General features: G+C 73.1%; 8 protein-coding genes. 4 read left to right on the top strand and 4 right to left on the bottom strand.

Translation table 11 applies throughout. The features are described from left to right. The first annotated feature begins 351 nt into the window (after positions 1 to 351). Together ACIGA3_RS20725 and ptsP are read left to right on the top strand one after the other, a co-directional pair. Positions 352 to 801 carry a PTS glucose transporter subunit IIA gene (locus ACIGA3_RS20725; RefSeq protein WP_399717570.1) on the top strand — a complete coding sequence of 150 codons (450 nt, stop codon included), beginning with the start codon at positions 352 to 354 and terminating at the stop codon, positions 799 to 801. A gap of 88 nt (positions 802 to 889) precedes the next feature. Continuing rightward, positions 890 to 2,560: a phosphoenolpyruvate--protein phosphotransferase gene (gene ptsP / locus ACIGA3_RS20720; protein ID WP_399717567.1), complete on the top strand. Its 1,671-nt coding sequence runs from the start codon at positions 890 to 892 to the stop codon at positions 2,558 to 2,560. Positions 2,561 to 2,636: 76 nt separating this feature from the next. Here ptsP and ACIGA3_RS20715 read toward each other — a convergent pair whose 3' ends face one another. Further along, positions 2,637 to 3,530 carry a hypothetical protein gene (locus ACIGA3_RS20715; RefSeq protein ID WP_399717565.1) on the bottom strand — a complete coding sequence of 298 codons (894 nt, stop codon included), beginning with the start codon at positions 3,528 to 3,530 and terminating at the stop codon, positions 2,637 to 2,639. A 25-nt stretch (positions 3,531 to 3,555) separates the two neighbouring features. After that, positions 3,556 to 4,827 (bottom strand): MFS transporter, encoded by a 1,272-nt coding sequence (locus ACIGA3_RS20710; RefSeq protein WP_399717563.1) that lies wholly within the window; start codon positions 4,825 to 4,827, stop codon positions 3,556 to 3,558. A gap of 45 nt (positions 4,828 to 4,872) precedes the next feature. Between ACIGA3_RS20710 and ACIGA3_RS20705 the strand changes: the two genes are divergently transcribed. Further along, positions 4,873 to 6,192: an aminotransferase class I/II-fold pyridoxal phosphate-dependent enzyme gene (locus tag ACIGA3_RS20705; protein ID WP_399717560.1), complete on the top strand. Its 1,320-nt coding sequence runs from the start codon at positions 4,873 to 4,875 to the stop codon at positions 6,190 to 6,192. Between the two features lie 6 nt (positions 6,193 to 6,198). On the opposite strand, the gene ACIGA3_RS20700 is transcribed toward ACIGA3_RS20705, so the two are convergent. Further along, entirely contained in the window at positions 6,199 to 8,166 is a 1,968-nt protein-coding gene (locus ACIGA3_RS20700; protein WP_399717557.1) for an acetoacetate--CoA ligase, read from the bottom strand. A 211-nt stretch (positions 8,167 to 8,377) separates the two neighbouring features. Here ACIGA3_RS20700 and ACIGA3_RS20695 point away from each other — a divergent pair, with 211 nt between their 5' ends. Beyond that, positions 8,378 to 10,720 carry a glycoside hydrolase family 31 protein gene (locus ACIGA3_RS20695; protein WP_399717554.1) on the top strand — a complete coding sequence of 781 codons (2,343 nt, stop codon included), beginning with the start codon at positions 8,378 to 8,380 and terminating at the stop codon, positions 10,718 to 10,720. Here the strand turns inward: ACIGA3_RS20695 and ACIGA3_RS20690 are convergent. Beyond that, complete coding sequence (locus tag ACIGA3_RS20690; protein ID WP_399717551.1) at positions 10,714 to 11,247, bottom strand: NUDIX domain-containing protein; 534 nt, start codon at positions 11,245 to 11,247, stop codon at positions 10,714 to 10,716. The two genes, ACIGA3_RS20695 and ACIGA3_RS20690, sit on opposite strands and share 7 nt — an antisense overlap. Positions 11,248 to 11,274 lie beyond the last annotated feature (27 nt).

Here is an 11,274-nt window from a genome sequence, read left to right as displayed (position 1 = left end):
TTCCGACTCTATCAGATCGTTTTCCGATCCGATTTCCTCGGTGCTTTCCAGGTTCTCACTTCGGCGTTTCCGCTTCCGTGTTTCCCTTTCCGGCGATCCAAACTCTACCAGGGTTTTTCCGTGTCCCTGACCAGTCGATCGCAAGCATGCGAGAACTGATCCCGAGATAGGATCTGACGAGTTTGGGTGCTGCCGAGGTTGAGCGCGCTGTCGCGCCGCCCGGTCTCAGGCAGGACGATGACTGTACACAAGTTCTGGCGATGACGCAAACCCCCGAGGTTGGTGGTCTAGACCACTAGCTGCTAACTTCTCTGAGGAACCGCCACCACCCCACTCTCTGGGAGGCTTCCCATGACCACCGTGACGTCCCCGCTCGCTGGACGCGCCATCGGACTGGCCAACGTGCCCGATCCGGTCTTCTCCGGAGCCATGGTCGGCCCCGGTACCGCGATCGACCCCGTGCGTGAGCCCTCCGAGGTCGTGTCCCCCGTGGACGGCGTCGTCGTCTCCCTGCACCCGCACGCCTTCGTCGTGGTCGACGAGAGCGGGCACGGTGTGCTCGTGCACCTCGGCATCGACACGGTCCAGCTGAACGGCGACGGCTTCGAGCTGCTCGTTAACAAGGGGGACACCGTGGCACGCGGCCAGGCCGTCGTGCGCTGGGACCCCGCAGCCGTCGAGGCCGCCGGCAAGTCCCCCATCTGCCCCGTCGTCGCGCTCGAGGCCACGGCCGAGTCACTCGCCGAGCTGCGCGAGAGCGGCGATGTGAAGACCGGCGACAGTCTCTTCTCCTGGTCCTGATCTCCTTCTCCTGACGGCACGGCCGTCCGACGGTATGTACGACAACCAACGTGGCGGCGGGGGCCGCCGCATTAGCGGAGACGGTGAGATGGAGACAACGCTGCGAGGCGTCGGTGTGAGCCACGGTGTGGCGATCGGCGAGGTCAGGCACATGGGTACGGCGGTGCTCGAACCGCCGGCCAAGCAGATCCCGGCGCAGGACGCGGAGCGCGAGCAGGGCCGCGCCCGGCAGGCCGTGGACGCCGTGGCCGCCGACCTGACGGCACGCGGCAACCTGGCGGGGGGCGAGGCGCAGGCCGTGCTGGAGGCGCAGGCCCTGATGGCCCAGGACCCCGAGCTGATGGCCGACGTGGAGCGGCGGATCGTCGGGGGCAGCACCGCCGAGCGCGCGGTGTACGACGCGTTCGCGGCCTACCGCGAGCTGCTGGCCAACGCCGGTGAGTACCTGGCCGGGCGGGTGGCCGACCTCGACGACGTGCGGAACCGCATCGTGGCGCGGCTGCTCGGTGTGCCGATGCCGGGTGTGCCGGACAGCGACCACCCCTATGTACTGGTGGCGCGTGATCTGGCTCCCGCCGACACCGCGCTGCTCGACCCGGCGCTGGTGCTCGGCTTCGTGACCGAGGAGGGCGGGCCGACCAGCCACAGCGCCATCCTGGCGCGGGCGCTCGGGGTTCCGGCCGTGGTCGCGCTGCCGGGCGCGGGTGAGCTGGCCGAGGGCACGGTGATCGCTGTCGACGGCAGCTCGGGCGACATCTTCGTGAACCCGAGCGAGGAGACGACGGCCCGGCTGGAGACGGCTGCCGCCGAGCGGAAGGCGGCGCTGGCCGTGTCGACCGGTCCCGGTGTGACCGCCGACGGGCACAAGGTGCCGCTGCTGGCCAACATCGGTGGTCCGGCGGACGTGCCGGCCGCGCTGGCGGTCGGAGCCGAGGGTGTGGGGCTGTTCCGTACCGAGTTCCTGTTCCTGGACGACAGCAAGAACGCGCCGTCCGAGGAGAAGCAGGTGACGGCCTACCGGCAGGTACTGGAGGCGTTCCCCGAGGGCCGGGTCGTGGTGCGGGTGCTGGACGCGGGTGCGGACAAGCCGCTGGAGTTCCTGACGCCGGCGGACGAGCCGAACCCGGCGCTCGGTGTGCGGGGTCTGCGGACGCTGCTCGACCACCCGGAGGTGCTGCGCACGCAGCTGACCGCGCTGGCGAAGGCGGCCGAGGGGCTGCCGGTCCACCTGGAGGTCATGGCGCCCATGGTGGCGGACCGCGCCGACGCCAAGGCGTTCGCGGACGCCTGCCGGGAGGCGGGGCTGCGGGCGAAGTACGGCGCGATGGTGGAGATCCCGTCGGCGGCGCTGCGGGCGCGTTCGATCCTGCGGGAGGTCGAGTTCCTGTCGCTGGGCACCAATGACCTCGCGCAGTACACGTTCGCGGCGGACCGCCAGGTGGGTGCGGTGTCGCGGCTCCAGGACCCGTGGCAGCCCGCGCTGCTCGACCTGGTCGCGCTGTCCGCCGAGGCGGCAAAGGCCGAGGGCAAGAGCTGCGGGGTGTGCGGTGAGGCCGCGTCCGACCCGGTACTGGCGTGTGTGCTGACGGGTCTGGGTGTCACCTCCTTGTCCATGGGTGCGGCGTCGATCCCCTATGTGCGGGCGACGCTGGCGAAGCACACGCTGGCGCAGTGCGAGCGGGCCGCGGCGGCGGCGCGTACGGCGGACAGTGCCGACGAGGCGCGGGCGGCGGCTCAGGCGGTGCTGTCCGGCGAGTAGCCGGTTTCGCGCGGACGTACGTGTTCGTGGCGGTCAGGGGCGTCCCATCCTTCGGGTGGGGCGCCCCTGGCGCGTTTCAGTGGTGGTGTCCCCGTTCCGGGGCGTCGTCCGCGAGGTCGGGGGCCGCGCGGTAGTCGACGCCCGACTCGGGTGCGATGAGGTCGCCGGTGTCGATGTCGGTGCAGTAGGCGTCGAAGACCTCGGACGCGGTGAGCGGCTGGAGGTGTCCGGCGCGCAGGCGCCAGCCGTGGACGCGGTCGGGGCGGTCCGGTGCGCTGACGCGGATGACGAGGCCGCCGGGGCTGCGGGTGGCGAGGCCGAGGGCGAGGACGCTGGTGAATTCGAGTGCTTCGGCCTGGTCCGGTTCGGCGGTGCCGTGGGCGTCGGCGTCGGCGTGGAGGACGGCGACGAGGGTTTCGGGTGGTCCGGCGACGCTGCAGACGAGATGCTGGGCGCCGGGTGGCGCGGTTTCCAGGACACGGGCGAGGAGGGCGGAGGCGCGGATGAAGGCGGCGCGGCCGATGTCCTCGCCGCAGGTGGCGCAGGGTCCGAGGCGGGTCAGGAGGGTGGTCGCGTACTCCCAGGTGGCCTGGCGGACGGCTTCGCCGACGAGGGCGGGCAGGAGTGCGGTGAGGGGTTCGCCGTCGTAGGGGATGGTGGGGCCGAGGGCCGCGAGTTCGGCGGTGAAGCGGCTGCGGCTGGCCGGGGCTTCGGGGTCGATGCCGGTGGCGGTGCAGAACTCGGCGTACTCGTCGGGGTCGAAGAGGGCGAGGGCTGTGTGGCTGCCCTGGGCTACGCGGGATTTGAGGACGGCTTCCATCTGGCGCAGGTAGGTCGTGTGGTCGTCGAAGGTGAAGCTGCGGTAGCGCCGCATGGCGCGGAAGTCGTGTTCGTCGGTGAGCAGGCCGACGGTGCCCGCGATTTCGCGGCGCAGGACGCGTCGCATGGTCTGGTGGCCGGTGTGCGCCATGGTTTCCCCCTGTGTGCGCTGTCGATCAGTGCTCACTCACGGTAACCGGGGGCACTGACAACGGGGTCGGGCGGAGGCGGTCGCGGACCAGGCGGTGCTGGATTCCGCAGGTCAGGGCGATGGTGGTGCCGAGGACGGTCCAGCCGAGGGGGCCGAGGGTGAGGGCGGCGGTGACGGCGAGGGGGCCGAGGGAGCGCTGCGCGGCCTGGGCGAGGCCGTGGACGCCGAGGTAGGCGCCCTGGGCGTCGTCGGGGGCGAGGGCGACGGAGAGTTCCCAGGAGATGGTGGCGTGCACCATCTCGGCGAGGGTGAAGAGGGTGGCCGAGGCGGTGAGCAGGCAGGTCGCGCGGAGCGCGTCGCCGGTGGCGGACAGGGTCATGGTGAGGCCGCCCAGGGCGAAGGCGGCGGAGAGCGGCACGAGGAGGCGGCGGGTGGCTTCGGTGGTGGTGCCGAAGCGGGCCAGCGGCACCTGGAAGGCGACGACGAGGACGCTGTTGAGCACGAGGAGCAGGGGCGCGAGGCCGTGGGGGACGCCCGGGGTGTGGGCGATCCAGAGCGGCAGGCCGATCTTGAAGTAGGTGTCGTCGAGGAAGAGGACGGTCTCGGTGCCGACGTAGGCGAGGTAGGTGCGGTCGCGCCAGGGGGTGCGGGGGCGGGACCGTGGCTCGCCGTCGGCGGTGGCGGCGACACGGCTCGTCGAAGGGGGTTCGGCGCAGGTGAGGGTGAGCAGGGCGACGAGGACGAAGGAGAGCGCGTCGCCGGTGAGGAGCCAGCGGTAGGCGGTGGTGGTGCCGAGGGTGAGGGCGGCGGCCGCGGCGAGGCCGCCGAGGGCCCAGCCGGCGTTGGACGCGGTGCGGTTGATGGCCTGGTAGCGGACGCGGTCGGGTCCGGCGACGCGGGTGGCGTAGAGCTTGGTGAGGATGCTGGCGGCACGGTCGCCGAGGGCACCGACGGCGGAGTAGGCGAGAAGGAGCCCGTAGTGGTCGGTGGTGAGGAGGGCGAAGGAGGCCAGGGCGCGCAGGAGTTGGAGGGCGATCAGGACGTGGGTGAGCGAGAAGCGGTCGGCGAGGCGGCCGCCGAGGGGTGCGCCCGCGATGCCGATGGCGCCGGAGACCGCAGCGAGGCTGCCGACCTGGGCGACGGAGAGGTGGGAGACGTAGGTGAAGTACAGGACGGAGACGGAGGCCCACAGGCCGCTGCCGATGCGGTCGAGGAGGGTGACGGCGAGCATCCGGCGGCCGTCGCGGCCTCCCGGGACGCGTGCTCGGTGGCTGGCTGCGCCGGGCTTCTCGGCCACGTTTCCCCCTTGCCTCGATTTATGTACTGATACATAATCAGATACGTGGCAACACAATATGAGATCAGTGGTACGAGCGCCAAGGGGATTACCCGATCCGTCGAACGAGGCGTGTCCGAGGGCGTGTTGGCTCCGGGAGCGGCGCTGCCTCCGGTGCGGCGGCTCGCGGAGGAGCTGGGGGTGAGTCCGGGCACGGTGGCCACCGCGTACAAGGAGCTGCGGCGGCGCGGGATCGTGGTGACCCTCGGCCGGGGCGGGACGGTCGTGGCGGAGGCTCCTTCGGTGGCGTCCCGGCGTCCGCCCAGGGTGCCCGAGGGCCTGCGGGACCTGGCCGGCGGGCACCCCGACCCAAAGTTGCTGCCCGCCCTGGCGCCGCCCTCGCGCCTCTCCCCCGGTGTCCGCTCGCACCGCTCCGCTCCCCGGCTCACGTGGCTGGAGGACGCGGTGCGGGACTGGATCGGGGCGGACGGGGTGCCGGTGGAGCAGGTGACGTTCGCGCACGGGGCACTGGACTTCATCGGCCGGGTGCTCTCGGTCGAGCTGCGGCCGGGTGACGCCGTGGCGATGGAGGACCCCGGCTATCACCATCTGCTGGACCTGGTCGCGGCGTTGGGGCTGCGCTCGGTGCCCGTCGCGGTGGACGACGAGGGAATGCGCCCGGAGGAGCTGCGGGGCGCGCTGCGGGCCGGGGTGCGCGCGGTGGTGCTCAGCCCTCGGGCGCAGAATCCGTTCGGCGGGGCCTTCTCGGCGGCGCGCCGGGACGCGCTGGCCGAGGTGCTGCGGGAGGCGCCGGACGTGCTGGTGCTGGAGAACGACCACGCCTCCGACGTGTCCGACGCCCCCCTGCGCTCGCTGGCCGGGGCGGGCCCGGCCCGCTGGGCGCACGTGCGGACGGTGAGCAAGTTCCTCGGTACCGACCTGCGGTGGGCGGCGGCCGCGTGCGACCCGGTGACGCTGGCCCGGCACGACGGGCGGCTGCTGCTGACCTCGGGCTGGGTCAGTCATCTGCTCCAGGAGACGGTGCACGGCCTGCTGACGGACGCGGGTACGAGCGCGCTGGTGGCACGCGCGCGTGCGGAGTACGCGCTGCGCCGGACCGCGCTGGCGGAGGCGCTGGCCGAGCGGGGCGTCCCGGCGCACGGGGTGAGCGGGATGAACCTCTGGGTGCCGGTGCGCGACGAGTCGGCCGTGGTGAACGGGCTTCGTTCGCGCGGCTGGTGGGTGGCGGCCGGGGCTCGCTTCCGGCTGGCCTCGGCGCCGGGGGTGCGGATCACGACGACGGACCTGGAACCGCCGGAGGCGGCCCGGCTGGCCTCGGACTTCGCGGCCGTACTGGGCGAGTCCGAGGCCACCTACGGGGGCTGACGGGGATCAGGCGCGTTTGCGGGCCAGTTCCTCGTAGAAGCCGAGCAGGGTCAGGTCGTCGATGGAGCCGGGGTTGACCGCCTTCTCCAGCGGGGTGCCCTGGAGGAGGCGCTTGACCGGGACCTCGATGCGCTTGCCGGTGAGGGTGTGCGGGACGCCGGGCACCTCGATGATCTCGTCCGGGATGTGCCGGGGCGAGAGCTCTTCTCGGATGGCCTTCTTGACGCGGTCCCGGAGGGCGTCGTCCAGGACGGCGCCGGGGGCGAGGTGGACGAAGAGGGGCATCCAGTAGCCGCCGTCGGGCTGTTCGATGCCGATGACCAGGGATTCCCTGATCTCCGGCAGACGCTCGACGACCTCGTAGATGTCGGCGGAGCCCATGCGGACGCCCTGCCGGTTGAGGGTGGAGTCGGAGCGGCCGTGGATGATCACCGAGCCGCGTGAGGTGACGGTGATCCAGTCGCCGTGCCGCCACACGCCGGGATAGGTCTCGAAGTAGCTCTCGTGGTAGCGGCTGCCGTCCGGGTCGTTCCAGAAGCGGATCGGCATGGACGGCATGGGGTTGGTGACGACCAGCTCGCCCACCTCGTCCACCAGCGGTTCGCCGCTCGGGTCCCAGGACTGGAGGTCGGTGCCGAGTCCGGGCGCCTGAAGTTCGCCGGTGTACACGGGCAGGGTCGGCACGGCTCCGGCGAAGCAGGAGCAGACGTCGGTGCCGCCGCTGACGGAGGCGATCCAGAGGTCGTCGCGGACCTCGTCGTGCAGCCAGCGGAAGCCGTCGGGGGGCAGCGGGGAGCCGGTGGTGGCCACGCACTGGACCGTGGTGAGGTCGAAGTCGCGGGCCGGGTGGACACCCGCCTTGCGGCAGGCCATGACATAGGCGGCCGAGGTGCCGTAGAGGGTGGTGCCGGTGCGTTCGGCGACGCGCCACTGGGCGCCGGTGTCGGGGTAGCCGGGGCTGCCGTCGTACAGGACGATCGTCGTTCCCGTGAGCAGGCCGGAGACGAGGAAGTTCCACATCATCCAGCCGGTCGAGGTGTACCAGAAGAAACGATCCTCGGGGCCGAGGTCGCAGTGCAGGCCGAGCTGTTTGAGGTGTTCGACGAGGATGCCGCCCTGGGACTGGACGATGGCCTTGGGCAGGCCGGTCGTCCCCGAGGAGTAGAGCACCCACAGCGGGTGGCCGAAGGGGACCTGTTCGTAGACGGGCTCGGTGTCGCCGGCCGTCAGCTCCGTCCAGTCCAGGGCACCCTCGGGAGCCTCGGTGCCGAGCAGCGGGATGTGCACGACCGCGCGCAGGGTGGGCAGTTCACGGCGCAGTTCGGCGACGGTGTCACGGCGGTCGTGCTCCTTGCCGCCGTAACGGTAGCCGTCGACGGTGAACAGGACGACGGGCTCGACCTGCTGGAAGCGGTCCAGGACGCTCCGGGCGCCGAAGTCGGGCGCGCAGGAGGTCCACACGGCACCCACGGCCGCGGTGGCGAGCAGGGCGACGACGGCTTCGGGGATGTTGGGCAGGTAGCCGCTGACCCGGTCGCCGGGGCGTACGCCGAGGTCGCGGAGGCGGGCGGCGAGCGCGCCGACCTGGCGGCGCAGTTCGGCCCAGCTCACCGGACGGGGCTCGTGGCTCTCGTCGACGTACAGCAGGGCGGGCTCGTCGGCCCGTTCGGCGGCGGCGCGCAGGGCGTGCTCGGCGTAGTTGAGGGTGGCGCCGGGGAACCACTCGGCGCCGGGCATGGCGCGATCGCCGAGCACGCGCGCGTAGGGCGTCGAGAAACGCACGTCGAACCACCGGGTCACGGCCGCCCAGAAGTCCTCCGGTTCGGCGACGGACCACTGGTGCAGGGCCGGGTAGCCGCCCTCGGCCGGGGCGCCGTGGTGCTCGGCCGCCCATGCCTGGAACCGGGTGATGCGGGCACCGGCGATCCGCTCGTCGGTGGGCTGCCAGAGCGGCTGCGGATTCGCGGTGGACATGAAGCGGCTCCCGGACTGTACGCGTCGTTGCGTCGTCCGCACACGGCCTGGTGGGTGCGCGGGACAGGGCTGACAGGGACGATGCCATGTGATCGACTTCGGCACCAGGGCACGCCCCACATAGTGCGTGTGTCGACGATGTGGTCCCACCACGGTGAACGGCAGTTGAACGGCGCACGCGCGTGGGGCGCACAGTGACAGGGTGAGCAGCATGAACGGTCGTGACCTGGTGCGTTCGTGGGGTGGGGTCGGCGCGGGGCGCGCCGCGCGAGGGATGCGGGCGGTGCGGGCCGCCTGGCACCGCAGGCGCAGCGACGCCGTGGGGCTGCCGCCCAGGGGCGCGGAGCGGGCGCGGGTGCCTGGTCAGGTGCTGGGCGCGGAGCCGGAGCCCGGTGGCGGGGTGATCCGGTTCGCGCGCTCGGAGCTGCGGATCGTGGTGGCGGTCGGCGGGGCCGTGTTCCTCGGCTGGGACGGGGCGGCGCCGGAGCCGTCGTACGCGCTGGCCGGCGGTCCGCCCGAGGTCGATTGCCGGGTGGTGCTGGAGCCGGACAAGGACGGCGGCTGGCGGGTGGTGGCCGAGCGGCTGACGGTGGTGGTGTCCCGGTACGGGGCGGTGGAGGTGTGCACGCCCGGCGGTCTCGTGCTGCGCCGGGAACTGCCGCCGCGCTGGTGGGAGCCGGTGAACGGGGGTACGGCGCGCTGGACGCAGCGGGCCGAGGTGGCCGCTGACGCGCGGTTCTTCGGGCTGGGCGGGCGGACGTCGGGGCCTCGGCTGCGGGACGGCGCGTACCGGCTGTGGAACGGGGCGATACCCGTGGCCGTGCCGGTGCAGCTGGTGGTGGCGGACGCCTCGGCGCATCTGGTCTTCCACGACACCACATGGGACGGGACGGTGGTCCTGCGGGAGGGCGAGGAGGGTGCCGGTTCCGGGCACGACCGGGCCGGGCGCTGCGAGGTGCGGATGGACGGGGGTCCGCTGCGCTGCTGGGTGATCGTGGGCACCCCCGCGCGCGTGCTCAACGCCTGGGTGTCGCTGACCGGCGCGCCCGCGCTGCCGCCCGCGTGGGCGCTGGGACACCAGCACGCGCGGGACTTCGCGGACGAGCAGGGAGTGCGCGAGATCGTCGCGGGTTACCAGGAACGCGATCTGCCGCTGGACGCCGTCCACCTGGACGCCGGCCACCACGACGACGGGCGGGCGTTCACCGTCGACCAGGACCGTTTCCCCAAGCTGCCGGTACTCGCGGAGGAGCTGCGCCGGGACGGGGTACGGCTGGTGGCGGCCGTCGACGCGGCGGTGCGGGTGGTGCCGGGGGACACGGTGTACGAGGGCGGGTCGGCCGTGGACGCGTTCATACGGGACGCGTCGGGGCGGACGGTACGGGGTGAGGGACGGGGCGGGGAGTCGGTGTTCCCGGACTTCACGCACGCGCGGGCACGCGCGTGGTGGGGCGGCCTCTACGAGGAGCGGCTGGAGCAGGGGTTCACCGGGTTCTGGCACGGCGCCCATGAGCCGTCCGCGCGGGGCGCGTTCGGGGAGCCGTCGCTGCCGCGCTCGGCCCGGCACGCCCTGGAGGGGCGCGGCGGCGACCATAGGGAGGCGCACAACGTGGACGCCCTGTGCATGGCGCGGGCGGCGTACGAGGGTCTGCGTGAACTCTCGCCCGAGGAGCGGCCCTTCGTGCTCTCCCGGTCCGGCTGGGCCGGGTCGCAGCGGTACGGGGGTGTGTGGTCGGAGGACGCGGGGACGGGCTGGCCGGGGCTGCGGGCGTCGCTGTCACTGGTGCTCGGGCTGGGCCTGTGCGGGGTGCCGTACTCGGGGACGGACATCGGCGGACTCGGCGGTGATCCGTCGCCCGAGCTGTATCTGCGGTGGTTCCAGCTGGGCGCGTATCTGCCGCTGTTCCGCACGCACGCGGGCGCGCGTGCGGGGCGGCGGGAGCCGTGGGAGTTCGGTTCGGGGGTGCTGGAGCACGCGCGTGTGGCGCTGCTCGAACGGCGTCGGCTGCTGCCGTACTTCGTGACGCTGGCGCATCTGGCCCGCTGGACGGGGTCGCCCTGTGTGCGGCCGCTGTGGTGGGGGGTGCCGGAGGACCGGGCGCTGCGGGACTGCGAGGACGCGTTCCTGCTGGGTGACAGCCTGCTGGTGGCGCCCGTGCTGGACCCCGGCACCGAGCGGCGCGCGGTGCGGCTGCCGCGGGGGCGCTGGTACGACACGGTGACGGAGCGGGCGTACGAGGGTCCGGGGCAGGTGCTGGTGGACGCTCCGCGGGCGCGGATTCCGGTGCTCGCGCGCGCGGGTGCCGTCGTTCCGGTGCGGGGTGCGGACGGCGCCCTGGAGCTGGAGGTGTGGGCGCCCGCGCCGGGGCGGGCGGGGGGTGGTCTGGTGGTGCCGGACGCGGGCGACGGCTGGGCCGCGCCGGAGGTCGAGCGGTACGTCACCCGCTGGGACGGCCCGCGCGTGGTCGTCACCAGGGAGTGGGACGGCGGCACCGCCGAGCCGTCCCGGCCGGTGCGGGTGCGGGGGCTCGGCGGTGCCGCCTCCGGTCAGTAGCGGCCCTCGAACCAGGCGCGGACGGCCAGGGAGTGCAGCGGGAAGGCGAGTTCCTCGGGGCCGCGCAGCAGGTGCCAGCCCTCGGTCTCGTCGGTGGCGGCGGAGGCCGGGAGGTCGTTGGCCGGGCGTTCCGGGAGGAGCCCGAAGAGGAGCAGGTGGCCGTCGGGTGAGCTCATGGCGTCCACCAGGCGCAGATCGCGGGCGTCGGCTTCGATGCCGGTCTCCTCGCGCAGTTCGCGGACGGCGGCGTGCTTCCAGTCCTCGCGGTCGTCGATGAAGCCGCCCGGCAGGGCGACGCCTCCGCGCTGGGGGGCGACGGTCCGGGTGATGACGACGAGGGCGGCTCCGTGGGTGTCGTACACGGGCTGGAGCACGACGGCCACCGGCAGCGGGTTGCGGTAGGCGGTGGTGCCGCAGGAGGGGCAGGTGCGCGGCCAGCCGGAGACACCGTCCCCGTAGGAGGCTCCGCAGCTCGAACAGTGGGAGCCGGGGCCGGAGTTGGCGGTCGGCTGCTGAATCTCGGACACGCGCGGACTGTATCCGATCGCGGCGGG

It is taken from the genome of Streptomyces sp. NPDC085596 (assembly GCF_044541565.1).
Classification (GTDB): domain Bacteria; phylum Actinomycetota; class Actinomycetes; order Streptomycetales; family Streptomycetaceae; genus Streptomyces.
Note: the sequence above shows the minus strand (reverse complement) of the source record. Positions and strands in the feature narration are given on the sequence as shown.

Excerpts from the sequence above, each read along its gene's own strand:
- ACIGA3_RS20725 (WP_399717570.1), top strand. The coding sequence starts at position 352 with ATGACCACCGTGACGTCCCCGCTCGCTGGACGCGCCATCGGACTGGCC.
- ptsP (WP_399717567.1), top strand. The coding sequence starts at position 890 with ATGGAGACAACGCTGCGAGGCGTCGGTGTGAGCCACGGTGTGGCGATC.
- ACIGA3_RS20715 (WP_399717565.1), bottom strand. The coding sequence starts at position 3,530 with ATGGCGCACACCGGCCACCAGACCATGCGACGCGTCCTGCGCCGCGAA.
- ACIGA3_RS20700 (WP_399717557.1), bottom strand. The coding sequence starts at position 8,166 with ATGTCCACCGCGAATCCGCAGCCGCTCTGGCAGCCCACCGACGAGCGG.
- ACIGA3_RS20695 (WP_399717554.1), top strand. The coding sequence starts at position 8,378 with ATGAACGGTCGTGACCTGGTGCGTTCGTGGGGTGGGGTCGGCGCGGGG.